Raw genomic sequence first — 22668 nt, 5'->3', positions numbered from 1 at the left:
GACCGGATTCGCCGGTTTCTTCGGTGTAGGTGGGGTAGCTAAAGGTGGGGCCCCTCCCCTAGCGGTGGGACTTAGGCGGGGATCGGAACCGGGGTTACGCCGAAGCGAGCAAGTTCGCTTGCGCCACCATCTTCTGCGGTCAGGACCCAAATACCTTCGCTGTGCACAGCAACGGAGTGCTCCCACTGGCATGCGTCGGAGCCGTCAACGGTCACAACAGTCCAGTCGTCGGAGAGCACCTTGGTCTCGATAGAACCGGTGACGAGCATCGGTTCGATAGCGAAAGCCATGCCGGGCTTGATCTTCGGTCCCATGTCACGCACAGCGTAGTTCAGCACGTCCGGTGCCATGTGCATCTGCGAACCGATACCGTGACCCACGTAGTCTTCAATGATGCCGTACTTATCGCCGTATTCTTCGGTCACGTACGCTTCGATAGCAAGGCCGATTTCGCCGACCTTCTTTGCGGTTGCCAGGGCAGCAATACCGTGCCACATTGCCTCACGGGTGACGGCGGAGAGCTCGGCGCGTGCTTCGCTCACGTTGCCAACCAGTACGGTGCGCGCCGAATCGCCGTGCCACTGGCGGTTGGTTGCGGGATCAATAACGTACGCGCCACCGTCGATGGAGAGAATGTCGCCGTCCTTGAGCACGTAGTCGCCGGGGATACCGTGAACAACCTCGTGGTTGACGGAGGTGCATACGGTCGCCGGGTAGTCGTAGTAACCGTAGAAGTTGGAGGTGCCGCCCAGTTCCAGCATGGTGCGTTCAAAGGCTGCGTTCACCTCTGCGGTGGTTACGCCGGGGCGCGCTGCCGCCACCGCCGCATCAAGTGCACGGCTGGTAATGACGCCTGCACGAGCCATCTGCTGAAGCTGTGCGTTGGTTTTAATTTCGACTCGTGCCATTCTGGCTCCTTAGGTATGTGGGGCGGTACGCCCAAGCTTAGAACTCTACAGACAGCACTGTACCCCCGCAAGTCTTTGTGATGCATCATGCACCTCAAATTGCGGGGGTACAGCAGAAGATTACTTCAGAGCGTCGAGGATGCGCGCGGTGACTTCAGCAATCTCGCCGAGGCCGTTAACTTCCTTGACGATGCCGCGTTCGCGGTAGATTGCGATCAGCGGTGCGGTCTCTTCTTCGTAGACCTTCAGGCGGTGGCGGATGACCTCTTCGTTGTCATCGGTGCGACCCTGCTCTGCTGCGCGGTTGAGCAGACGCTCGACGAGTTCATCGTTGTCTGCGACCAGCAGGAGAACGCGGTCAATCTTCTCGCCCTTGGCTTCGAGGATGGAGTCCAGCTCGTGCACCTGGGAAGTGTTGCGGGGGTAGCCGTCGAGCAGGAAGCCGTTGACGACGTCGCTTTCCGCCAGGCGTGCGCGCACCATGTTGTTGGTGACGGAGTCGGGAACCAGGTTGCCGGAGTCGATGTACGACTTCGCTTCCTTGCCCAGTTCGGTCTCTTCCTTGATGTTCTTGCGGAAGATATCACCGGTGGAAATCGCGGGAATCTTCAGCGCTTCAGCGATCTTGACGGCCTGGGTGCCCTTACCGGCACCGGGAGGGCCGACGATGAGCAGACGGTTCATCGGAGCAGTCCTTCGTAGTTTCGTTGTTGGAGCTGAGCGTTGATCTGCTTGAGAGTATCAAGACCAACACCCACCACGATCAGCAGCGAGGCGCCGCCGAACGGGAAATTCTGGTTTGCGTTGAATAGGATAAGCGCTACCAGGGGAATCATGGAAATTACACCCAGGTAAAGTGCGCCAGGCAACGTAATTCGGTTGAGTACGTAGCTGAGGTAACGCTCGGTGGGCTTACCGGCACGGATACCGGGGATGAAGCCACCGTACTTCTTCATATTGTCCGCTACCTCTACCGGGTCGAAGGTGACCGCCACGTAGAAGTACGCGAAGCCAATAATCATGAAGAAGTAGAGAACAATGTACAGCGGGTGGTCGCCGCGCACCAGGTATGCGTTGATCCAGTTAACCCAGTCCGGCGGGGTGGAGCCGTTGGTGGGGGTGTTGAACTGGGCAATCAGACCGGGCAGGGTCAGCAGGGAGGAGGCGAAGATCAGCGGGATCACGCCGGCCATGTTGACCTTGAGCGGAATGTAGGTGCTGGTGCCGCCAATGGTGCGTCGACCAATCATGCGCTTTGCGTACTGCACGGGGATACGGCGAACGGACTGCTCCACGTAGACTACAGCGAGCATGACCAGCAGACCGATGCCGCAGACAGCTGCGAAGATACCCCAACCGTGGGTGCGCTGGATGGAGCCCAGAGCGCTCGGGAAGGAGGAAGCAATGGAGGTGAAGATCAGCAGGGACATGCCGTTGCCGACGCCACGCTCGGTAATCTGCTCACCCATCCACATGATGACGGTGGTACCTGCACACAGGGTGACGATAATCAGCAGGATGTGCAGTACATCATCCTGAGGGATGATACCGGGGCAGTTACCCAGCAGAACACCGGAGCGCGCCATCGAGACGATGGTGGTTGCATTCAGCAGGGCAAGAGCGATGGTCAGGTAACGGGTGTACTGGGTAAGCTTCGCCTGACCCTGCGCGCCTTCATCGTGTAGCTCCTGGAATCGCGGGATGACCACGCGTAGCAGCTGGATGATAATGGACGCGGTAATGTACGGCATCACGCCGAGGGCAAAGATCGAAAGCTGCAGCAGTGCGCCACCGCTGAAGAGGTTAACGATATCGTAGACGCCACCGCTCGTAACATTGGCGTTCAGACACTGCTGTACATTTCCGTAGGAAACGCCTGGCGCGGGGATGAAAGTGCCCACGCGGTACAGCACAATCATTGCCAGGGTAAACAGCAGCTTACGCCGCAAATCGGCGGTCTTAAAGACTCGCCCGAATGCGCTCAGCACATGTCCTCCTGTAAGTCTATGGGGCGCCCATCCCTCTCAAAGAGTTTTAGGGCGCAGTAAACACATCTTCCAGTCTATCGTGTTTAGAGCGGGTAACGATAACTCCCTAGCAGATTATGTAGCTTTTATATTCTCTTAGCGTGATTTTTGGACGCTAAATGTGGCGCACACCAAGCGTTCAAATATGCGAATACAGGAATATTCCCCTGTTGTGAGTCTTTTCGAGCAGCAAAAAGCCCCCGCCGTACAGTGTACGGACGGGGGCTTTCTCGTCTTGAAGACTACTTAACGGTTACAGAACCGCCAGCGGCCTCGATCTTCTCGATAGCGGAAGCCGATGCCTTGTCGACAACAACGTTCACCTTGACGGAGATTTCGCCGTTGCCCAGAACCTTCACGAGCTCGTTCTTGCGAACGGCGCCCTTAGCAACCAGTGCCTCAACGGTGACGTCGCCACCGTTGGGGAACAGTTCCTGGATGCGGTCCAGGTTAACAACCTGGTACTCGGTGCGGAAGGGGTTCTTGAAGCCGCGCAGCTTCGGCAGGCGCATGTGCAGCGGCAGCTGGCCGCCTTCGAAGCCTGCACGAACCTGGTAACGTGCCTTGGTACCCTTGGTACCGCGACCTGCGGTCTTACCCTTGGAGCCTTCACCGCGGCCAACGCGGGTCTTTGCCTTGTGGGCACCCGGTGCCGGGCGCAGATCGTGAATCTTGATAGCTTCTGCCATCTTTACTTGACCTCCTCAACCTTCACCAGGTGAGCAACGGTGTTAACCATGCCAACGGTGACGGGGTCAGCAGTGCGGACTACCTTGTTGCCGGGGCGCTTGAGGCCCAGGGAACGCAGGGTGTCGCGCATGTTCTGCTTCTGACCAACATAGGACTTGACCTGGGTGATTTCCAGCTTTGCGTCGCTGGGCTGAATACGCTTGGCCATTACTACGCACCTGCCTTTTCAGACTTGGTGTTGCGCAGGTAGCTGGGGATAACCTCATCGGTGGGCAGGCCACGGCGGGCTGCCACTGCCAGGGGCTCCTCAAGCTCCTTGAGTGCTGCAACAGTTGCGTGAACGATGTTGATCTGGTTCGAGGAACCGAGCGACTTGGACAGCACATCGTGAATGCCTGCGCACTCGAGTACTGCACGCACGGGGCCACCTGCGATAACACCGGTACCAGCGGTTGCCGGACGGAGCATCACAACGCCTGCAGCTGCTTCACCCTGCACACGGTGCGGGATGGTGCGGCCTTCGATGCGGGGAACGCGGAAGAAGTTCTTCTTTGCTTCCTCGACACCCTTGGAGATTGCTGCGGGAACTTCCTTAGCCTTACCGTAGCCAACGCCGACCAGGCCGTTACCGTCACCAACGACGACCAGTGCGGTGAAGCTGAAGCGACGACCACCCTTGACGACCTTGGAAACGCGGTTGATGGTCACAACGCGCTCGATGTACTTGTCCTTCTCCTCCTCGCGAGCGCGGTTGTTACGGCGCTCACCACGGCCACGACGCTCGCCGCGGTTGTTGCGGCGCTCCTCGCGCTGGTTGGAGGTCTCAGCGGTTTCAGCTACTACTGCTTCGCTCACCTGAGTTTCCTTTACGTTCTGCTCGCTCATTAGAGTGCAAGACCTCCCTCGCGTGCACCGTCAGCAACGGCTGCAACACGGCCGTGGTACTTGTTACCACCGCGGTCGAACACGACTGCCTCAACACCAGCTGCCTTGGCGCGCTCTGCAACGAGCTCACCAACGCGCTTTGCCTTAGCGGTCTTGTCCAGGTCAGCTGCACGCAGCTCTGCTTCCATGGTGGAAGCGGATGCCAGGGTTACGCCCTTGACATCGTCGATAACCTGAACGAACATGTGACGGGTCGAACGGGTGACGCACAGGCGCGGACGCGCAGCGGTACCCGAAACGTACTTGCGGATGCGAGCGTGACGACGTGCACGCTGCGCTGCCTTCGACTTGATAGCCATGTTTACTTACCAGCCTTTCCGACCTTGCGGCGGATGTGCTCACCTGCGTAGCGAACACCCTTACCCTTGTAGGGATCGGGCTTACGCAGACCACGAATGTTTGCTGCAACCTGACCAACGAGCTGCTTGTCGATACCCGACACGGTCAGCTTGTTAGCACCCTCCACTGCGAAGGTAATACCCTCGGGAGCGGTGATGTTGATCGGGTGGGAGTAGCCCAGAGCGAACTCCAGGTCGTTACCCTTCGGGGTCACACGGTAACCGGTACCAACGATTTCCAGCTTCTTCTCGTAGCCGGAGGTAACGCCGATAATCAGGTTCTGAATCAGGGTACGAGTCAGACCGTGCAGCGAGCGAGACAGGCGCTCGTCGTTCGGACGAGATACAACGATCTCGTTTTCGTTCAGAGCCACGGTGATGGGGGAAGCTACCTTGTGGGAGAGCTCGCCCTTCGGGCCCTTAACGGTGACCAGGTTGCCATCGACCTTAACCTCAACGCCGGCGGGAACCGAGATGGGGAGACGTCCAATACGTGACATTATTCTCTTCCTTTCTCTTCTAACCGACTACCAGATGTAAGCGATGACTTCGCCGCCCACGCCCTTCTTCGCAGCCTGCTTGTCAGTGAGCAGACCCGAAGAGGTGGACAGGATTGCGATGCCGAGGCCACCCAGAACCTGGGGCAGGTTGGTGGACTTTGCGTAGGTACGCAGGCCCGGCTTGGAAATACGACGCACGCCAGCGATGGAACGCTCGCGGGACGGACCGTACTTGAGGACGAGGGTCAGGGTCTTGCCGACCTTTGCATCCTCAACCTTCACGTCGGCGATGTAGCCCTCAGCCTTCAGGATCTCTGCAATGCGAGACTTCAGCTTGGAGTAGGGCATGGATACGGTGTCGTGGTATGCGGAGTTTGCGTTACGCAAACGGGTCAGCATATCTGCGACCGGATCAGTCATAGTCATTGTGGGCTTTAGCCCTTCCTCGTTGTGGTTTCCCTACCCCGCGGTAACGGGGTCTGGACCTACAACGTAGTCGTTAGTTGGTCTTGAACGGGAAGCCCAGTGCCTTCAGGATTGCACGGCCTTCTTCGTCGGTCTTCGCGGAGGTCACCACGGTGATGTCCATACCACGCACGCGGTCGATCGAGTCCTGATCGATTTCGTGGAACATGGACTGCTCGGTCAGACCGAAGGTGTAGTTACCGTTACCGTCGAACTGGCGGTCCGAGAGGCCGCGGAAGTCGCGGATTCGGGGCAGTGCCAGGGTGACGAGGCGGTCCAGGAATTCCCACATGCGGTCGCCACGCAGGGTGACGTGTGCACCGATGGGCATACCTTCGCGCAGCTTGAACTGTGCGATGGACTTCTTAGCGCGGGTAACAATCGGCTTCTGACCGGTGATTGCGGTGAGATCGCGGATTGCGCCGTCCATGAGCTTTGCGTCGCGAGCTGCCTCGCCAACACCCATGTTTACGACGACCTTAACGATCTTCGGGGTCTGCATGACGTTCTCGTACTTGAACTCTTCCTGCAGAGCGGGAACGACGACCTCAGCGTACTTGGTCTTGAAGCGGGGGGTGATCTTGGTTTCGGTCATTAGATGTCCTTACCCGAACGCTTAGCAACGCGCACGCGAACGGTGCGCTCCTTGCCGTCACGCTCTACAGTCTCGAGGCGGAAACCAACACGGGTCGGCTTCTTGGTCTCGGGGTCAACAATCGCAACGTTAGAAACGTGGATCGGTGCCTCAACCTTCTGAATGCCGCCTGCTGCGCCGGTCAGGGGGTTAGCCTTGGTGTGCTTGGTGACGACCTTGACGCCCTCAACAATCACGCGGTTTTCCTTGGGGAGAACCTTCAGAACCTTGCCCTGCTTGCCCTTATCTGCACCGGAAATAACCTGAACCAGGTCGCCGGACTTGATCTTAGCCATGAATTAGAGCACCTCCGGAGCCAGCGAAACGATCTTCATGAACTTCTTGTCGCGAAGCTCACGACCCACGGGGCCGAAGATACGGGTACCACGGGGATCACCATCAGTGTTCTTCAGGATCACTGCGGAGTTCTCGTCGAACTTGATGTAGGAGCCGTCGGGACGACGGGTTTCCTTCTTGGTGCGGACGACGACTGCCTTGACAACGTCACCCTTCTTTACGGTACCGCCGGGGATTGCATCCTTGACGGTTGCGACAATGATGTCGCCAATGCCTGCGTAGCGACGCGAGGAACCACCGAGAACACGGATGGTCAGGATTTCCTTCGCACCAGTGTTGTCGGCGACCTTCAGTCGCGACTCCTGCTGAATCATATTTCTCCTGTCGTCTCGCCGGTTCCGACTCGCTTTAGGCGCGAGCCAGCCTTGCGGAACATTTTTACGGGATTGGTTGACGCCCCGGGCCCCATCTCTGCGGAAGGGGTTAGCGGAAACGCCTGGGGCAAACCCATGCCAGAAGCATTTGGACCCGCGTGAAGCGGGCGTATCCCACCCGTAAGTAGCGGCATTATGCACTGGCACGAGAAGCCCGTGGTTGTGCGGCTATTTGGATACAGCCACACAGTCTTAACACTGTACAGGAAGCAGGTATGTAGCGCAAGAGTTTGCCGACTATGATTTCAGTCTCCCCTACCCTATCTCTGGGGAAGAGTCGGGTTTAGAGAGTAAAAACCTCATATCCCACATCACCATCGATTGAGAAGGTCCCTTATTTGACACTTAAAGCAGGAGGCCCCTTCGTGTAGTTCCTGACGCATAAGAAACTGAAGGGGCCTCGAGAAATCTATCAAACAATGTGTCAAACAAGGATGATAGATATTTATATTTTACTACGCTTTAATGTCCCTCTACGACAGACTTGCCGCGGGATGAGCAAGAGACCACCCCGCCCCTACTCCCCACCCCGAGAGCGTACACACAGCACAAAAGCACAGCACGCGCTACGTTGATATATCAGCTGCTCTCAGCTGCTCTTCACTCAGCAGCTAGGACACATATACTTTCGCGATACCGTCACGAACAATAGGACGAGGGGCTTCTCCCGGCCGATTTTCTTCCGCTGCCTCGTAGTATTCGCCAGAGCGCGCATCCAGCACGTAGGGAACCTCAACTGCGGGGTAATCCCCCGCCTTGTCGATAGCAATAACGCTCCCGTCCTCCAGCAGAACTTGGTGATTAATACGGGTCGGGGCTACCTGCAAGGTCTCGATGATGGTTCGATTGAGCGTGTCAATGACGGTGATGGTTCCGCCACCGGCGACTGCCGACTCTCCCTTACCTCCAAAATCAGCAACGTAGAGCAGATGACGTTCTGTATCGAGCAAGATATCGGTGGGCATTTTGCCAAATGGAAGATAAGCGAGGTGCTCACCCTCAATACTCAGAACGTATAGACCGCCATTTTTACCCTCGCGTCCTTGTGCAGAGACATAAAGTTCACCACGGGTCGGATCAATCTCTACGCCGTGAACGCCAACTGGAGTATTGGAGTCTTCCCCACCAGTTACGGGCAGTCTGTGCACGAGACCCCAGGTATTCATGTCCACAACCCAGATTTCATCTCGCAAAATATTCGGGATGTACAGACGGCTACGAGCTTCATCCGCTATGGGTCCTAGCAGCATGGCGAGGCCTTCCCCTTGAAGGGGACTAACCGTGCGTTCCCCCTCCGCGGTGGATGCAGAGATTACCTGGTAACCACCCATTCCGGTAACGAGTACGGCGCCGTTGGGTGCAACGTATAGCTCGCGCGGCGTCAGCATCTCCTCCCCTAGAGTGAGAGAATCCCATACGAGCGATAGGTCTTTTTGGGAGTATGCAGTTACCGAGTTTGTACGGGTTCCTCCGGTCCAAAGAAGCCCTCGCTGATTGTCTACAGCTAGACCATAGGCAGCTTGAATCTGGAAGAGGTTTTCTAGCTCGGGTTTATTTTCCGGGATAGCAGGCAGAACAGCCGTCTTCTCAATCTGCAGGGTATCTGCATTGATACGAGCAATTGTGGCGCAGAGAGTGCCGTGGGTCTTTGCATGGTTGAAGCTTCCGCTCACAAAAAGAACGTTCTCTTCGGGGTTGTATGCCACCTGATATTGACCGGCGAGTCCCGCAGAACGATCTACGGAAAAACGCTTGGTATCCAGCGTATTCTTCTGTTCTTCTCCAGCAGCCGAGGGAAGCATAGATATCTCCAGAGTTATGTAGTTTGGAGGCTAGCTCGTCTCATATTTTGCGAGCTTAGCCTCCGGAGCTTTCTGCTGTATATTTTACGCTTTACCCTCCATTTTGAGGCTTTTCTAGCGCACTCCATGCACTGCACCTTTGATATTTAAGACACCCTCTATCAGCAGTACATATTGCTCTCCCCCAGGCTCTGAGCAGGGTGGATTTACTCAAGGAAGGCTTTGCATTCTACATATAATAACCACAATAGACATCAAACTAGAGATGTTGACAGCTTAGAGAATTTATAAGCTTACCCTGAGGTGTCTAGAGCCATGAATTCCGTAATATTTCGTCACCTCTGACCCCCTATCAAAGCAGTATTCTGAAAAAATCTGCTCAAAAATTTAGAAATTAAGGGTCGTTTTTTCAAAAAACAAGTTTTTTGGTAATAAACGCGCTTCGAGGTGCGAAAATCAGCGAGATGTACCATAATAGAAGAGACGCATGCGTCAAATAAGAGGTTCGGTCCTTATCGGACAGATTTCTTGGGTCCCTTTTTCCTCGCTAATCCGTTTGTCTAGGGACCGAACCTCGCTTTGACACTAAACCCGCACTTCGGTGCGGGTTTTCTTTATATCTGAGGCGCTAGAACCCTACATTTCATTCTCTGGGGGCTGTTAACTCGTCAAATATAGGCGGGGCTAGTACAGGGGGGCGCCTCGCCTTCCTGCATCTCTACTCATTCCCTCTTCCCCGCTGCTACTTCTGACCCTGGTCGAGGCCTTCCGCCTAAATAACAGGCATACGGACAAACTGAAAGGGGCGGTACCCATCGCTTTGATGGGTACCGCCCCTTTCAGTGTGTATCGGCAGTTTCAGAGAGTCAATCGGGTGCTTGATTATCTAGCAGATCCCGCTCTACCTCTTTCACTACTACCGAGCGGCAGTAGCGTGGGCTACCGTGGGGTACGGACTATGCCTTGCGGCGACGTGCTACCAGTACAGTTGCACCAACGACCAGGGCAAGGACGCCAATTCCGGCTGCAACGACTACGCCCGAAGCACCGGTGTTAGCCAGCGAAGACTTCGAGGAGTTCGAAGAGGTGGAGCCGTTGCTGGAAGAGGTGACATTCTGCGACGAAGAGCCGGAGGTCTTCGGGGCGGTGCTGTCCTTCTTCTGGGTCTCGGAGTTCAGAGAATCTGCGGGAGCCTTGGACTGATCCTTAGCAGGCTGGTCCTTTGCCTGTTCCTTGGCATCTGCAGGTGCAGACGGAGCAGCAGAGGGGTTAGCTACAGGTGCGTTAGCCGACTCGGATGCCTTCGGTTCAGAGGCCTTCGGCGCAGGTGCCTGGTTCTCGATGCTGAAGGTGTACTCTGCAGCCACACCACCACGTGCATTATCGTTCTCTGCCAGAGAGCCGGAGAGCAGGTAGATAGCAATGCGATCGCCGGTCTTCAGTTCTTCAGTCAGGTTAGAGTTTGCCACGGTGGGGCGGTCGATAGTTGCGGTGAAGTTACCGTTTTCGTCCGCCTTGATGTAAGCCCAGACTCCTGCGCTATTGCCTTCAACGCCTTCGAGCTTAGGCTCTTCCTTTGCAGAAATAGCGCCCTTGTTCAGCTTGACGGCGATGATGGAGCCCTTGCCATCCCGAGTCTTGAAGCCTTCACCACGGAAGGTCAGCTTCTGGCCGTCCCAGGTCTTGGGGAAGTAAACCTTAGCGCCGTCCTTGTACTCGTGTACAACTTCATTGGACTCTGCACTTTCGGAGGGTGCCGGGGTGCTGGGTTCGGGCTTAGCGGACTCGCTCGGAGCCGGAGTAGTCGGCTCAGGCTTAGCAGACTCGCTCGGAGCCGGAGTAGTCGGCTCAGGCTTAGCAGACTCGCTCGGAGCCGGAGTAGTCGGCTCAGGCTTAGCAGACTCGCTCGGAGCCGGAGTAGTCGGCTCAGGCTTAGCAGACTCGCTCGGAGCCGGAGTAGTCGGCTCAGGCTTAGCAGACTCGCTCGGAGCCGGGGTGGGCTCGTTGCTATCAGGCAGGCTCAGCTTAGTGCCGGCGGGGTAAGTGGTAGTCACGCCAGAAGGAGCAGCAGCGACCTGGGTGGTTTCTGCCGGTGCGCAGGTCTCAGCGGTGTTTGCCTTCTTCTCTGCAACAGTTGCGGAGAGCGCTTCACCACCACGTGCGGTATCACCTTCAACCATGGAGCCGGAGAGCAGGAAGACCGATACCTTATCGCCGCTCTTCAGGTTTTCCGTCAGGTTGGAGTTCTCAGTGGTCGGGTACGGCAGCTCAGTGGTGAAGTTACCATTCTCATCTGCCTGGATGTACGCCCAGACGCCTGCGCTGTTACCGTCAGCGCCGTTGAACTTCGGCTCTTCCTTCGCGGAGATGCGGCCCTTGTTCAGCTTGACTGCGAGTACGGAACCCTTTGAACCGTCCTGAGTCTTAAAGCCTTCACCACGCAGCTTCAGGGTTTCGCCGGTGGTCCAGTCCTTCGTAGCGTACAGCTTAGCGCCGTCGGCGTAGGTCTTCACCAGTTCTTCAGAAGAAGTCTGTGCGGCAGGCTTTGCGGTGGTTTCAACGGTGGTGTTGATCTTCACCATGACGCCGGGAACGATCGGGGAATCTGCGTTGTCCTTACCCTTGGGCTCGGTGCTAGAGGTGCGGTATTCGCCGGTGGTCTTATCGATGGTGTAGTCGGTTTCGATAGCGGAAGCGCCTTCGATGCTGCGTGCTACAGCGTATGCGCTGCCGTCTGCAGTGACCAGAACATCATTTGCGCCGCTGGTTGCGCCGGTAGACACCTGAGAAACAACGGTGCCGGTTCGTGCATCAACAACACCGACGTTACCGGTGCCGTAATCGGTCACGTACAGCAGGTCACGGGCTTCGTCGGAGGCGAGGGCGAGGGCCTGGGTGCCGAAAGGAATGGTCTTCTTGTAGGCGCCGGTTTCCAGGTCGTAGACGGTGATACCGGAGTTAGCGCCCTTACGGTCACCCTGGGAGCTGACGTAGATTTCCTTCAGGGACTTGTCAATAGTGACGTCCGAGGGGTTCAGAGCAGCTTCAGCATTTTCCTTGTGCAGCTGAATGGTCTTCTCGACCTCGTAGCTCTTGGTGTCAATCACCTTCACGGTGCCGGCGCTCAGGGAGGGCACGTAGAGCTTGCCGTCAGCGGAGTCTACGTGCATGTTCATTGCGATGTCAGATTCACCCTTGGCGTCGGTGAATTCAATCTTCTTGACCAGGGCGTGCAGGGTGGTGTCGAAGACGCTAATGCCGCCGGAGCCAGATACGAAGACCTTGCCGCTAGAGGGGTCGATGCGTACCTCACGCGGGTGGTTGACATCGCCTTCTGCGCTACTCCAAATAATCTTGTTGGTCGCGGGATCGAAGACAGATACCTTGTTGACACGGGTCTGGGTCACCCATACGTATCCGGTTGCTTCGTCGTAGGCAATACCGTAGGGAGATTCGATCTGCTTACCGGTCGGTGCGGTAGCACCACGTCCAATAAAGTCCGCGGTCGGGAACTGGTAGACAGTGGCAAGGCTCGGGGTGGATGCAACGTTCCAGGTGCCGACGCCACCGGTCAGAATCGGCGGGCGTCCGGAGGAGAAGGAAGTGTAGAGGGAGGAGGTTGCTGCCGAGTATGCCAGCTGGTACTGGCCGGGCAGACCCTGGTACTGGGTAGCGCTTACTGCGATGTGACGGCATTCCTCAGTAGCGGTCTGGGAGTTCCCGCCGGGAACGGATGCGGAGACATTTGCCGCAAAGGTAGCGGGAACGGTAGCAAAAGAGCCTGCAACAACGGAAAGTGCGCCAGCAATGGCGAGCAACTTACGTGAGGGCTTGGGTGAAGAAGTCATGCTGATCCTCGATGATGTGTAGTGGTACTTCTCCAAAGGTCGTGCAACCTCCGGAAGGTGCAGAGCCACCCCACCAATTATTAGGCAAGGTTATGCTAAGCAACTATAAAGTTGATAATAAGTGCCCAATCAGGTTATTTTCAAGTGCTGTTCCTCAGAAGTCATAGTTTCTAGGCACCTTACTCACGCACTATTTTTCATTTTTTCACCACAATTCCGTCTCCACATGCGCTTTTCTTGCCTAGCAGCGTCTACTCATGGGCTACACCAGCGAATCGAGAGAAAAAATATTACTTTCTCGTATGACATATCAAGGCATTTATGACAGCTGTTGTCATAGCGCCTGTTATTGCCCCATGTCCTAGGGCACCTTCCCGGGTTTTCCCGCACAAGGTTAAACGCAAAGAACCCCTCTCCTACCTAGGTAAGAGAGGGGTTCTTCTATTGCTCTAGCAGAGAGTCATGAAAAGGGCTTACTTAGCCTTCTCGATGATCTCCACGATACGCCAGCGCTTGGAAGCGGACAGCGGACGGGTCTCTGCAATCAGAACGAGGTCACCAATACCAGCAGTGTTCTGCTCGTCGTGTGCCTTGATCTTGGAGCTACGGCGAACGACCTTGCCGTACAGTGCGTGCTTAACGTGGTCCTCGACCTCGACGACAACGGTCTTGTCCATCTTGTCGGAGACAACGTAGCCGCGGCGGGTCTTGCGGTAGCCGCGCTCTTCGTTCTTTACTTCACTCACTTGGACTCACCTTCAGTTGCGGGACGAATACCGAGCTCGCGCTCACGCAGCACGGTGTAGATACGTGCGATGTCGCGCTTGATAGTGCGGCGACGACCTGCGTTAGCCTGACCGGTGACTTCCTGGAAGCGGATGTTGAAGAGTTCCTTCTTCGCTTCGCTCAGCTTTGCAGCCAGCTCTTCGTTGGAGAGCTCTGCGAGCTTATCGATGCTCAGGTCCTTGGATCCTACTGCCATCTCGCTTATTCACCACCTTCGCGGCGACGCACAACACGTGCCTTCATCGGGAGCTTGTGGATTGCCAGGCGCATTGCCTCGCGAGCCACTTCTTCGGACACACCGGAGAGTTCAAACATGACTCGACCCGGCTTGACATTTGCGACCCACCACTCGGGCGAACCCTTACCGGAACCCATACGGGTTTCAGCAGGCTTCTTGGTCAGCGGACGGTCGGGATAAATGTTGATCCAGACCTTACCGCCACGCTTGATGTGACGGGTCATTGCGATACGTGCAGCCTCAATCTGGCGGTTGGTCACGTATGCGGGCGACAGGGCCTGAATACCCCACTCACCGAAGCTAACCTCGGTGCCGCCCTTTGCGAGACCACTACGCTTGGGGTGGTGCTGCTTGCGGTACTTTACTCGACGGGGAATAAGCATTTATGCCTCACCGTTCTCTGCAGTCTTGGCCTCGACCTTTGCCGAAGCGTTCTCGTTGCGGCGCTCGCGACGAGGACCACGGTTGCCCTGGCGGCGGCGGTCACCATCGCGGCGGTTGCCACGGCGGTTGTTTGCTGCCTGCTGAGCTGCCAGCTCCTTGTCGGTCAGGTCGCCCTTGTAGATCCAGACCTTCACGCCGATGCGACCGAAGGTGGTCTTAGCCTCGAAGAAGCCGTAGTCGATGTTCGCACGCAGGGTGTGCAGGGGCACACGGCCTTCGCGGTAGAACTCGGAACGGGACATTTCAGCGCCACCCAGACGGCCGGAGCACTGGATACGGATACCCTTTGCGCCTGCACGCTGTGCGGACTGGATTGCCTTCTTCATTGCACGGCGGAATGCAACACGCGATGCGAGCTGCTCTGCGATGCTCTGTGCAACCAGCTGAGCGGAGAGGTCGGGGTTAGCAACCTCGAGGATGTTCAGCTGAATCTGCTTGTTGGTGAGCTTCTCGAGCTCGCCGCGGATGCGGTCTGCTTCTGCGCCACGGCGGCCAATCACGATACCGGGACGAGCGGTGTGGATGTCCACACGCACGCGGTCACGGGTACGCTCGATCTCGACCTTTGCAACGCCTGCGCGATCCAGGTTCTTTGCCAGCAGCTCGCGGATCTTTACGTCCTCGCGGACGAAGTCAGCGTAACGCTCGCCGGGCTTGTTGGAATCAGCGAACCACTTGGAGACGTGGTCAGTGGTGATGCCCAGTCGGAAACCGTTCGGGTGAATTTTCTGACCCATTTAGCGGTCCTCCTCCTTCTCCGGGGTAGCAACTACCACGGTGATGTGGCTGGTGCGCTTGTTGATTCGGTATGCGCGACCCTGAGCGCGGGGCTGAATGCGCTTCATGGTCGGGCCCTCGTTCACGAATGCTTCGCTAATGAACAGCTCTTCCTCGCGGAAGGGCAGACCCTGCTGGGTTGCCTTCTGACGAGCGTTAGCTACTGCCGAAGCAACGATCTTGTATACCGGTTCCGAAGCTGCCTGGGGGGCGAACTTCAGAATCGCCAGAGCCTCTTCCGCCTGCTTACCACGGATCAGGTTGACGACACGGCGGGCCTTCATAGGCGTAACGCGAACGAAACGCGCTGATGCCTTGGCTTCCATTGCCTATCTCTCTTTCGTCTATTGCCGAAAGGGAAACGTTAGCTTATCGGTGTGAACCGATTAGCGACGCTTGCCCTTACGGTCGTCCTTCACGTGGCTGCGGAAAGTGCGGGTCGGAGCAAACTCACCGAGCTTGTGACCAACCATCGACTCGGTGATGAACACCGGCACGTGCTTGCGACCGTCGTACACTGCGATGGTGTGACCGAGCATGTCGGGGATAATCATCGAGCGACGCGACCAAGTCTTGATTACGTTCTTGGTGCCCTTCTCGTTCTGAGCTGCAACCTTCAGGTAGAGGTGCTGATCAACGAAAGGGCCCTTCTTCAAACTACGAGGCATGTTTCAGGCTCCTTAGCGCTTCTTGCCAGTACGACGGCGACGAACGATGAGCTTGTCGCTTTCCTTGTTGGGACGGCGGGTACGACCCTCGGGCTTACCGTTGGGGTTAACCGGGTGACGACCACCGGAGGTCTTACCTTCACCACCACCGTGCGGGTGGTCAACCGGGTTCATGACCACACCACGGACGGTCGGGCGGATGCCCTTCCAGCGGTTACGGCCTGCCTTACCCCAGTTGATGTTGGACTGCTCAGCGTTGCCAACTTCACCAACGGTTGCGCGGCAGCGAACATCCACGTTGCGGATTTCGCCGGAGGGCAGACGGAGCTGACCGTACTTGCCTTCCTTAGCAACCAGCTGTACAGAAGCACCTGCGGAACGTGCCAGCTTTGCGCCGCCACCGGGGCGGAGCTCGACACAGTGAATCACGGTACCAACGGGGATGTTGCGCAGGGGCAGGTTGTTACCGGGCTTGATGTCAGCTGCGGGGCCGGACTCGACGATGTCGCCCTGAGCGAGCTTGTTCGGAGCGATGATGTAGCGCTTGGAACCATCGACGTAGTGCAGCAGCGCGATGCGAGCGGTACGGTTGGGATCGTACTCGATGTGTGCAACGCGTGCGTTAACGCCGTCCTTGTCGTGACGACGGAAGTCGATCAGACGGTACTGGCGCTTGTGGCCGCCACCCTTGTGACGGGTGGTGATGCGGCCGGTGTTGTTACGGCCGCCGGTCTTGTGAAGCGGACGAAGCAGGGACTTTTCCGGGGTGGAGCGGGTGATCTCGGAGAAATCAGCAACGCTCGAACCGCGGCGACCCGGGGTCGTCGGCTTGTACTTACGAATACCCATTTAGATATTTCTTCCTTCGTTAAAGTGGTCTCCGCGGGGCTTATGCCTGCGGACCGCCGAAGATGTCGATGGTGCCTTCCTTGAGGGTCACAATCGCACGCTTGGTGTTCTTGCGAGCGCCCCAACCGAAACGGGTGCGCTTGCGCTTGCCCTGACGGTTGATGGTGTTGACGGAAGCAACCTTGACGTCAAAGATCTTCTCGATGGCCTGCTTGATTTCCAGCTTGTTGGAATCGGTTGCGACCTCGAAGGTGTACTTACCTTCGTCGAGCTGACCGTAGCTCTTCTCGGAAACGACGGGAGCGATGATCACGTCGTATACAGACTTGGTGGAAACGCTCATTACTTAGCGCCCTCCTTCTTCTGAGCTGCAGCAACGAATGCGTCGAATGCTGCCTTGGTGAAGACCACGTCGTCAGAAACCAGCACATCGTAGGTGTTGAGCTGATCTGCGTACAGAACGTGGACGTTCTCCAGGTTACGTGCGGACAGAGCCACAACGTCCTCTGCACGAGCAATCACAAGAAGGATGTTCTTGCGCTCGGTGATAGCTGCGAATGCAGCCTTTGCAGCCTTGGTCGAGGGGGTTTCACCGGAGATGAAGTTCTCGACAACGTGGACGCGGTCGTGACGAGCGCGATCGGAGAGAGCACCGCGCAGTGCAGCGGCGATCATCTTCTTGGGGGTGCGCTGTGCGTAGTTACGCGGGGTCGGACCGTGAACAACGCCACCGCCGGTCATGTGCGGTGCACGGATGGAGCCCTGACGTGCGTTACCGGTACCCTTCTGCTTGAAGGGCTTACGGCCTGCACCGGAAACCTCGCCGCGGTTCTTGGTCTTGTGGGTGCCCTGGCGTGCAGCAGCGAGCTGTGCAACAACAACCTGGTGCAGCAGGGGCACGGATGCCTGCGCGTCGAAAATCTCTGCGGGCAGGTCTACCTTAAGGGTCTTAACAGCCATGATGTATTAGGCTCCCTTCACAGCGGTACGAACCAGAACAACGCCGCCCTTGGGACCGGGGATTGCGCCCTTGATCAGCAGGACATTGTTCTCTGCGTCCACACCCTGGATAGTCAGGTTCAAGGTAGTGTGACGTGCTGCGCCCATACGGCCAGCCATGCGCATACCCTTGAACACGCGTGCGGGGTAGGATGCGCCACCGATGGAACCGGGCTTACGGTGGTTCTTGTGCTGACCGTGAGACGCGCCAACACCCTTGAAGCCGTGACGCTTCATAACACCTGCGAAGCCCTTACCCTTGGTCTTACCAACGACGTCGACCTTCTGGCCTGCTTCGAAGAGCTCAACGGTCAGTTCCTGACCGAGGGAATACTCAGAAGCATCTGCGGTACGCAGCTCGACGAGGTGGCGACGGGGGGTAACACCGGCCTTCTCGAAGTGACCAGCCAGGGGCTTGGTAACCTTGCGAGAGTCGATTGCACCGAAACCGATCTGAACAGCTTCGTAGCCGTCAGTTTCCTGGTTACGGATCTGGGTAACAACGTTAGAATCAGCCTTGACGACGGTGACGGGCACAAACTTGCCGTCCTCGTCCCAGACCTGGGTCATGCCGAGCTTGGTGCCCAGCAGGCCCTTCACCTGGCGCTCGAATTTGTTAGTCATTAGATGCGATCCTCTACAGCTTGATCTCGATGTTTACGTCTGCCGGCAGGTCAAGACGCATGAGGGCATCAACAGCCTTGGGGGTCGGATCAACAACGTCGATCAGACGCTTGTGCGTACGCATCTCGAAGTGCTCGCGGCTGTCCTTGTACTTGTGGGGAGAACGGATAACACAGTAAACGTTCTTCTCGGTCGGCAGCGGCACGGGGCCAACTACAGTTGCGCCTGCGCCCTTTACCGTTTCGACGATTTTCCGTGCCGAAGAATCGATGACCTCGTGGTCATAGGACTTCAGACGGATGCGGATTTTCTGTCCCGCCATCTGTCGGACTCTCTTTCTTGATGTATTCCCTGTATCGGAGCTTTTGCCCCTTTGTTATAGCGCTTAAGGAACGCGATATATTCATCACGTGCGCCACTCAGAACGGACTGAATCCGGCTTTGCCGGGTTCCTCACCCCGTCTGAGTACCGACCCCCGAACTCGGGCGTGTCGCCTATGCTCTAGACAAACTCGTCCCGTCATCCTTCGGACCGGGTCATACGTGGGCCTACCTTTAGTGCAGGTAGACGCTTTGACAACGTCGTCAATTCTCTCAGAGATAGAGCCCTTATGCAATACGAACACAAGTTAAGTGCTTAAGAACACTTAACTATCTCTGTCAACCCGGGGGTACTCCCGCGATGTAACTCTCAGGGAGCTTTCAATCTACTTTCAGTAAGTTCCATGCGCTTTATTGCTCTTAATAAAGCTTTTAGACCTAAAGACTCTCGTATTGTAGAAGTATCACTACAGCCTAAGGAGAAACCATGTCTCAGCCGACACAACCTCATCAGGCATCCTCTAGCTCTCATTCTTCGTCTCAGAGCCCTCAGTATGCTCAGCAGCAAGGTCTCGGGTTGTATGCTCCCCCATCCCTATCGGGTGCGTATACTCAGGCTCCTACGCAGCGACGCCGAGTCAATGAGGATATCTTCCTCAATATTGTTCTGTACATTGGTTCGCTCCTGCTCATCGGCGCCGCGGGTCTTTTTGTCACCTCAGTGACTTCTTCTCAGGATGAAACGGCAATCTTCCGTGTCCTCGCAATGGCGCTTGGAGCAGTTATCTTCTACGGAGCTGGTCTGCTCACCTACCGTTTCGTTGAGCGTCTGCGTATCGCTTCCTACTCTTTTGCAGCAACCGGTCTGGCGTTTATTCCTCTGACCGGTATCGCCGTCTATGTCCTTGAGATTTGGACAGAGGGACGTTACATCTGGCTTCTCACCTCCCTGGTTGGCACAGCCGCCATTGTGGGAGCCTGCACTCTCATGCGTAACCGCGTGATGGCGTACCTGCTGATTTCGTTTATCGTTTCGGACTCGTTGGCAGCTACGAAGGTGGCAGCTCTACCGTTCGTTTGGTATTTCGTCTCGTTGACCGTTGTTGCCACCGTACTGGGACTGATTCTGCACTTTGCCCCGAACGCTGCCCCGAAGGGTATCCGCGAAGGTCTTGTTGATTCTTCCCGCATTTTTGTTCCTGCCACCGCCATCGCTATTTTCTTTTTCACCAGCGATTTGAGCTATGCAGACACGGGTATTGCTTTCGCAGTTATGTCTGTGCACGCCATTCTTTTCACCTGGCTGAACGGCACGGCGGATTACTACGCTCAGGCACGTGTCTACCCCATTGCTTCAGTCCTGTGCTTCGTTCTGGATTCGAATCACGGCCCGTGGTTCCCCAGCATTTTCTTCGTTTCAGTTCTGCTTGTGAACGTGATTTCCGTATACGCTTTTGTTCCGCGTTTGCAGCAGAACCTTGGTGAGGGCGTTGACTCTCACGAGGATCATGCAGCGCCGAATCAGCAGATGCCCCTTATTCCCTGGGCTCAGGATGCTCTTCAGCCTCGCGCCGACAAGAAAGCATGGCTGCCTGCCGTTGACGCGTGCGTTGGTGTTTTCTTCTCCTTCTTGGCGGTCCTGGATGCGTTCTACGCAGCCTATGCGACTCACAGCTCGGCACATGTAACGCGCTGGAGCACTTTCCTCCCCTATGCAGAAGGCCGGCAGGGGCTCTTCCCCGCTCCCTGGGTTATTGGCGTTCTCTGCATTGTGAGTTTCTTGCTCTACCGCAAGGCAGTTCAGCCTCTGGTACTCATGATTTTTGCGGCAATCATTCCTGTGATTGCCATGTACCTCTCCCCCAATAATCAGGGCACCTTCTACCTCTTCTTTGCCGCTGCTATTGTTATCTACCTGCTCAGCACTAAAGCCCCAGAGGTGCGCACTGCTGGAGCTGTGCTCAGCAATATTGGTTATGCCATCGGCATGATTCAGCTTTTCCTTGCTCTTATCCCTGAGATGCGGACCTCTGAATCGCTTCTGATGTTTGCTATGGTCTGCTCAGCTATCGCGCTCTTGACCTTTGCGTTCTCTCAGAATGGGGCAGCGCAGAATGTGAGCTACCGACTCAACGAGATGTCGGCATACCTCATCTTGAGCGTTTTCGCATTGTTTGCCGGATATAGCATCAGCATTATTGATGGTGCCGTACATGACCGCTTCTGGATCAGTTTCTCCCTGTTCGCTGGAGCTGTTCTTTTCGTCAGCACTCTGAGCGCTCTTCTGCTGGGTCGAGCCCTGCAACTTCCGGATGTTGTTGGGTCTGCCCGCTCCACCGTGGTCAGCGCCGTGCGTATCGCACTTTACACAGCCCTCGCCATCGCCATGATTGGCTCTCGACACTATCTGCTCTTCGGTCCGCAGAAAGAATATGTTGCGGTAGCTTTGCCTGCCGTTCTGACTGTCATTTACCTGGCACTTGGCCTCTTCATGGCTGCAGGTTCTTCGGTCCGTTCCGAGCTACTCACTATTGCTCGCTTCCCCATCTGCTGGTCTGTTGTTCTGCTGGCCATCAGCGGCAACGTGAAGGATTCGGTAGTCAGCTTCCTCATCATTGTTCTGCTGGCTGGTCAAGCTCTGTGTAGCGTACTGCTCTACGCACGTTCCAAGCGAATCTACGAGGCGTACGCAGCCACTACCTTCTTCACCCTTGGCGCTGTACTGAGCGCAATCCACACTGTGGCAGATATTGATCAGCTTCTACTTTCAGTAGCTGCTCCGGCTCTCCTGGTTGTTCTCTGGGCGGTGGCGATCTTCTTCAAGGCGCCTCACATGCAGATTGGCGCTTCAATCAGCGTTACCGTTTTCTGCATTGGCTCCCTGTGGAATCTCTTCCACGCAGAGAAGAGCACCATGGAAGTCACTCTTCTGGGGTACTACACGCTCTTTGCCGTTATTATCCTTTTCGTTCTGAAGGTGATGCTCCCGGTCGAGGTATCTGGCGCAAAGGCTACTATTCGCCCGTACATCTCTGTACCCGCCGGTAACAGGAGGGTTGAACTGCCGATGCACGGTCCGCTTGGTTCACCCTATCCGCGTTTTATGCCGCGCCGTCCCTTGGCTCAAGCCATCTACGCTCCGGTCAATACGTTGCTTATGATTCCGGCAGTGTACGCATTGGGACTCATGACCTTCTTCGGCTTGATTTTCGATTACGAGCAGGTGGAACTCAACGCCCTTCTCTGGGGTTTGTTTGCTCTGTCCTTCGTATCGGTCTCTAAGCCTAAGAGCCTGCCGGCTATTGGCACCGTTGCGTTTACCCTTTTCATTGCCCGTCTGGTCCTTGACTACCTAAGCTACAACCCGCTGAGTGTGATTCTTGAGGTTATTCTTCTGGCGCTCCTGGCGTTCACCACTGCAAAGGTCCTCAGCAACCTCATTGCAAAGAAGCCGTTGGATACGCAGGTATCGGACGCTCCCTTGTACTGGGCTTTGGGTCTGCAGGTATTCCTCACCCTGGTAACGTGGGCAGTTCCCGCTGACGGCCCGGATATCGTGGTGCTGGTCCTCGGCATCACCCTGACTCTCCTGAGTGCTCTGCTGCTCGACCGAGTCTGGACCTATATTGCAACAGCCCTGGTCACCCTCGACCTGGCAATTTTGCTCAACGGTCTGAACCCGCTCACCCTGTTCATCATCTCTATTCTGCTCATCGCAGGCGTTATCTGGCGTCTGCTGGCTCGACAGAATAAACAGGATGCTGTCGCACCCCAGCAGGATTCCGCTCAGATTGTTGACTACCCCCAGGAGCTTCAGGAGCCCCAGGCTGAAGGTACCTCCCCTCAGAACCAGGTGGCTAACGCTCAGGTACAGCAGCACCAGGTTGCTCCGCAGTGCTACCAGCCTCGTGACGGAGAAAATATCTAGCCTGTTGCAGGTATAGGTTCTGCTCCTACAGCATTCTGTAGTAGGATTACCTATGTCCCTTCCGAGGGGCAGTCATTCGAATTGCGGTTCCCAGCCTTCGGGCTGGGAACCGTTTTTTCTTTACTCTCAAGCAGCCAGCTTTAGTT

At 56.4% G+C, this 22668-nt stretch carries 26 protein-coding genes; 1 reads left to right on the top strand and 25 read right to left on the bottom strand.

All coding sequences use genetic code 11. The features are described 5' to 3' along the window. Nucleotides 1-71 precede the first annotated feature (71 nt). The 25 genes from map to rpsJ form a co-directional block, all read right to left on the bottom strand. Complete coding sequence (map, locus tag ACP3RB_RS01505) at nucleotides 72-908, bottom strand: type I methionyl aminopeptidase (RefSeq protein WP_298592551.1); 837 nt, start codon at nucleotides 906-908, stop codon at nucleotides 72-74. A 120-nt stretch (nucleotides 909-1028) separates the two neighbouring features. Then, nucleotides 1029-1592, bottom strand: coding sequence for an adenylate kinase (locus ACP3RB_RS01500; protein ID WP_424826946.1), 564 nt, complete (start codon nucleotides 1590-1592; stop codon nucleotides 1029-1031). Beyond that, entirely contained in the window at nucleotides 1589-2896 is a 1308-nt protein-coding gene (gene secY / locus ACP3RB_RS01495; RefSeq protein WP_424826947.1) for a preprotein translocase subunit SecY, read from the bottom strand. Before secY ends, ACP3RB_RS01500 begins: the two co-directional genes overlap by 4 nt. 281 nt (nucleotides 2897-3177) lie before the next feature. Further along, nucleotides 3178-3624 carry a 50S ribosomal protein L15 gene (gene rplO, locus ACP3RB_RS01490; protein WP_005505008.1) on the bottom strand — a complete coding sequence of 149 codons (447 nt, stop codon included), beginning with the start codon at nucleotides 3622-3624 and terminating at the stop codon, nucleotides 3178-3180. A gap of 2 nt (nucleotides 3625-3626) precedes the next feature. After that, the gene (rpmD, locus tag ACP3RB_RS01485; protein ID WP_004005265.1) at nucleotides 3627-3833 is read right to left on the bottom strand and encodes a 50S ribosomal protein L30; all 207 of its coding nucleotides are present in this window, start codon (nucleotides 3831-3833) and stop codon (nucleotides 3627-3629) included. A gap of 2 nt (nucleotides 3834-3835) precedes the next feature. Then, nucleotides 3836-4480, bottom strand: coding sequence for a 30S ribosomal protein S5 (gene rpsE, locus ACP3RB_RS01480; RefSeq protein WP_171840195.1), 645 nt, complete (start codon nucleotides 4478-4480; stop codon nucleotides 3836-3838). Nucleotides 4481-4509: 29 nt separating this feature from the next. Beyond that, nucleotides 4510-4869 (bottom strand): 50S ribosomal protein L18, encoded by a 360-nt coding sequence (rplR, locus tag ACP3RB_RS01475; RefSeq protein WP_005505006.1) that lies wholly within the window; start codon nucleotides 4867-4869, stop codon nucleotides 4510-4512. Between the two features lie 2 nt (nucleotides 4870-4871). Beyond that, the gene (gene rplF / locus ACP3RB_RS01470) at nucleotides 4872-5408 is read right to left on the bottom strand and encodes a 50S ribosomal protein L6 (RefSeq protein ID WP_005505004.1); all 537 of its coding nucleotides are present in this window, start codon (nucleotides 5406-5408) and stop codon (nucleotides 4872-4874) included. 27 nt (nucleotides 5409-5435) lie between these two features. Then, nucleotides 5436-5834 carry a 30S ribosomal protein S8 gene (rpsH, locus tag ACP3RB_RS01465; protein ID WP_049331925.1) on the bottom strand — a complete coding sequence of 133 codons (399 nt, stop codon included), beginning with the start codon at nucleotides 5832-5834 and terminating at the stop codon, nucleotides 5436-5438. Nucleotides 5835-5907: 73 nt separating this feature from the next. Then, nucleotides 5908-6468 carry a 50S ribosomal protein L5 gene (rplE, locus tag ACP3RB_RS01460; RefSeq protein WP_005505001.1) on the bottom strand — a complete coding sequence of 187 codons (561 nt, stop codon included), beginning with the start codon at nucleotides 6466-6468 and terminating at the stop codon, nucleotides 5908-5910. After that, nucleotides 6468-6803, bottom strand: a complete 336-nt coding sequence (gene rplX / locus ACP3RB_RS01455; protein ID WP_005504988.1) for a 50S ribosomal protein L24 — start codon at nucleotides 6801-6803, stop codon at nucleotides 6468-6470. Before rplX ends, rplE begins: the two co-directional genes overlap by 1 nt. 3 nt (nucleotides 6804-6806) lie before the next feature. After that, entirely contained in the window at nucleotides 6807-7178 is a 372-nt protein-coding gene (gene rplN, locus ACP3RB_RS01450; RefSeq protein WP_005504986.1) for a 50S ribosomal protein L14, read from the bottom strand. A gap of 671 nt (nucleotides 7179-7849) precedes the next feature. Continuing rightward, nucleotides 7850-9040, bottom strand: coding sequence for a YncE family protein (locus ACP3RB_RS01445; protein ID WP_426699227.1), 1191 nt, complete (start codon nucleotides 9038-9040; stop codon nucleotides 7850-7852). Between the two features lie 956 nt (nucleotides 9041-9996). Then, the gene (locus ACP3RB_RS01440) at nucleotides 9997-12888 is read right to left on the bottom strand and encodes an LPXTG cell wall anchor domain-containing protein (RefSeq protein ID WP_426699226.1); all 2892 of its coding nucleotides are present in this window, start codon (nucleotides 12886-12888) and stop codon (nucleotides 9997-9999) included. Nucleotides 12889-13361: 473 nt separating this feature from the next. Further along, on the bottom strand, nucleotides 13362-13634 hold the full coding sequence (rpsQ, locus tag ACP3RB_RS01435) for a 30S ribosomal protein S17 (protein WP_012903053.1): 273 nt from the start codon (nucleotides 13632-13634) through the stop codon (nucleotides 13362-13364). Further along, entirely contained in the window at nucleotides 13631-13870 is a 240-nt protein-coding gene (rpmC, locus tag ACP3RB_RS01430) for a 50S ribosomal protein L29 (protein WP_005504969.1), read from the bottom strand. The genes rpsQ and rpmC overlap by 4 nt, the downstream gene beginning before the upstream one ends. 5 nt (nucleotides 13871-13875) lie before the next feature. After that, nucleotides 13876-14295 carry a 50S ribosomal protein L16 gene (gene rplP / locus ACP3RB_RS01425; protein WP_005504968.1) on the bottom strand — a complete coding sequence of 140 codons (420 nt, stop codon included), beginning with the start codon at nucleotides 14293-14295 and terminating at the stop codon, nucleotides 13876-13878. After that, complete coding sequence (gene rpsC / locus ACP3RB_RS01420; RefSeq protein ID WP_005504966.1) at nucleotides 14296-15093, bottom strand: 30S ribosomal protein S3; 798 nt, start codon at nucleotides 15091-15093, stop codon at nucleotides 14296-14298. It abuts the gene before it with no gap. Then, complete coding sequence (gene rplV, locus ACP3RB_RS01415; protein WP_005504964.1) at nucleotides 15094-15459, bottom strand: 50S ribosomal protein L22; 366 nt, start codon at nucleotides 15457-15459, stop codon at nucleotides 15094-15096. It abuts the gene before it with no gap. Nucleotides 15460-15519: 60 nt separating this feature from the next. Continuing rightward, the gene (gene rpsS, locus ACP3RB_RS01410) at nucleotides 15520-15801 is read right to left on the bottom strand and encodes a 30S ribosomal protein S19 (protein WP_004005282.1); all 282 of its coding nucleotides are present in this window, start codon (nucleotides 15799-15801) and stop codon (nucleotides 15520-15522) included. A gap of 12 nt (nucleotides 15802-15813) precedes the next feature. Then, nucleotides 15814-16650: a 50S ribosomal protein L2 gene (gene rplB / locus ACP3RB_RS01405; RefSeq protein ID WP_060824424.1), complete on the bottom strand. Its 837-nt coding sequence runs from the start codon at nucleotides 16648-16650 to the stop codon at nucleotides 15814-15816. Between the two features lie 40 nt (nucleotides 16651-16690). Next, complete coding sequence (gene rplW, locus ACP3RB_RS01400) at nucleotides 16691-16993, bottom strand: 50S ribosomal protein L23 (RefSeq protein WP_005504959.1); 303 nt, start codon at nucleotides 16991-16993, stop codon at nucleotides 16691-16693. After that, nucleotides 16993-17610 (bottom strand): 50S ribosomal protein L4, encoded by a 618-nt coding sequence (gene rplD, locus ACP3RB_RS01395; RefSeq protein ID WP_005504957.1) that lies wholly within the window; start codon nucleotides 17608-17610, stop codon nucleotides 16993-16995. Before rplD ends, rplW begins: the two co-directional genes overlap by 1 nt. 6 nt (nucleotides 17611-17616) lie before the next feature. Continuing rightward, complete coding sequence (gene rplC, locus ACP3RB_RS01390) at nucleotides 17617-18273, bottom strand: 50S ribosomal protein L3 (RefSeq protein WP_219100842.1); 657 nt, start codon at nucleotides 18271-18273, stop codon at nucleotides 17617-17619. Between the two features lie 13 nt (nucleotides 18274-18286). Further along, nucleotides 18287-18595, bottom strand: a complete 309-nt coding sequence (gene rpsJ / locus ACP3RB_RS01385; RefSeq protein WP_004005287.1) for a 30S ribosomal protein S10 — start codon at nucleotides 18593-18595, stop codon at nucleotides 18287-18289. A gap of 486 nt (nucleotides 18596-19081) precedes the next feature. On the opposite strand from rpsJ, the gene ACP3RB_RS01380 reads away from it, so the two are divergent. Further along, complete coding sequence (locus ACP3RB_RS01380) at nucleotides 19082-22522, top strand: Fe2+/Zn2+ uptake regulation protein (protein WP_426699225.1); 3441 nt, start codon at nucleotides 19082-19084, stop codon at nucleotides 22520-22522. Nucleotides 22523-22668 lie beyond the last annotated feature (146 nt).

The sequence above is a fragment of the Rothia mucilaginosa genome (assembly GCF_049990865.1).
Taxonomy (GTDB): Bacteria; Actinomycetota; Actinomycetes; order Actinomycetales; family Micrococcaceae; genus Rothia; species Rothia mucilaginosa_I.
This window is presented reverse-complemented; position numbering and strand designations above follow the sequence as displayed.

Bases quoted from the DNA above. Each gene is read 5' to 3' on its own strand.
- map (WP_298592551.1), bottom strand. From the start codon at position 908: ATGGCACGAGTCGAAATTAAAACCAACGCACAGCTTCAGCAGATGGCT.
- ACP3RB_RS01500 (WP_424826946.1), bottom strand. From the start codon at position 1,592: ATGAACCGTCTGCTCATCGTCGGCCCTCCCGGTGCCGGTAAGGGCACC.
- rplO (WP_005505008.1), bottom strand. From the start codon at position 3,624: ATGGCAGAAGCTATCAAGATTCACGATCTGCGCCCGGCACCGGGTGCC.
- rpmD (WP_004005265.1), bottom strand. From the start codon at position 3,833: ATGGCCAAGCGTATTCAGCCCAGCGACGCAAAGCTGGAAATCACCCAG.
- rplR (WP_005505006.1), bottom strand. From the start codon at position 4,869: ATGGCTATCAAGTCGAAGGCAGCGCAGCGTGCACGTCGTCACGCTCGC.
- rplF (WP_005505004.1), bottom strand. From the start codon at position 5,408: ATGTCACGTATTGGACGTCTCCCCATCTCGGTTCCCGCCGGCGTTGAG.
- rpsH (WP_049331925.1), bottom strand. From the start codon at position 5,834: ATGACTATGACTGATCCGGTCGCAGATATGCTGACCCGTTTGCGTAAC.
- rplE (WP_005505001.1), bottom strand. From the start codon at position 6,468: ATGACCGAAACCAAGATCACCCCCCGCTTCAAGACCAAGTACGCTGAG.
- rplX (WP_005504988.1), bottom strand. From the start codon at position 6,803: ATGGCTAAGATCAAGTCCGGCGACCTGGTTCAGGTTATTTCCGGTGCA.
- rplN (WP_005504986.1), bottom strand. From the start codon at position 7,178: ATGATTCAGCAGGAGTCGCGACTGAAGGTCGCCGACAACACTGGTGCG.
- ACP3RB_RS01445 (WP_426699227.1), bottom strand. From the start codon at position 9,040: ATGCTTCCCTCGGCTGCTGGAGAAGAACAGAAGAATACGCTGGATACC.
- ACP3RB_RS01440 (WP_426699226.1), bottom strand. From the start codon at position 12,888: ATGACTTCTTCACCCAAGCCCTCACGTAAGTTGCTCGCCATTGCTGGC.
- rpmC (WP_005504969.1), bottom strand. From the start codon at position 13,870: ATGGCAGTAGGATCCAAGGACCTGAGCATCGATAAGCTCGCAGAGCTC.
- rplP (WP_005504968.1), bottom strand. From the start codon at position 14,295: ATGCTTATTCCCCGTCGAGTAAAGTACCGCAAGCAGCACCACCCCAAG.
- rpsC (WP_005504966.1), bottom strand. From the start codon at position 15,093: ATGGGTCAGAAAATTCACCCGAACGGTTTCCGACTGGGCATCACCACT.
- rplV (WP_005504964.1), bottom strand. From the start codon at position 15,459: ATGGAAGCCAAGGCATCAGCGCGTTTCGTTCGCGTTACGCCTATGAAG.
- rpsS (WP_004005282.1), bottom strand. From the start codon at position 15,801: ATGCCTCGTAGTTTGAAGAAGGGCCCTTTCGTTGATCAGCACCTCTAC.
- rplB (WP_060824424.1), bottom strand. From the start codon at position 16,650: ATGGGTATTCGTAAGTACAAGCCGACGACCCCGGGTCGCCGCGGTTCG.
- rplW (WP_005504959.1), bottom strand. From the start codon at position 16,993: ATGAGCGTTTCCACCAAGTCTGTATACGACGTGATCATCGCTCCCGTC.
- rplD (WP_005504957.1), bottom strand. From the start codon at position 17,610: ATGGCTGTTAAGACCCTTAAGGTAGACCTGCCCGCAGAGATTTTCGAC.
- rplC (WP_219100842.1), bottom strand. From the start codon at position 18,273: ATGACTAACAAATTCGAGCGCCAGGTGAAGGGCCTGCTGGGCACCAAG.
- rpsJ (WP_004005287.1), bottom strand. From the start codon at position 18,595: ATGGCGGGACAGAAAATCCGCATCCGTCTGAAGTCCTATGACCACGAG.
- ACP3RB_RS01380 (WP_426699225.1), top strand. From the start codon at position 19,082: ATGTCTCAGCCGACACAACCTCATCAGGCATCCTCTAGCTCTCATTCT.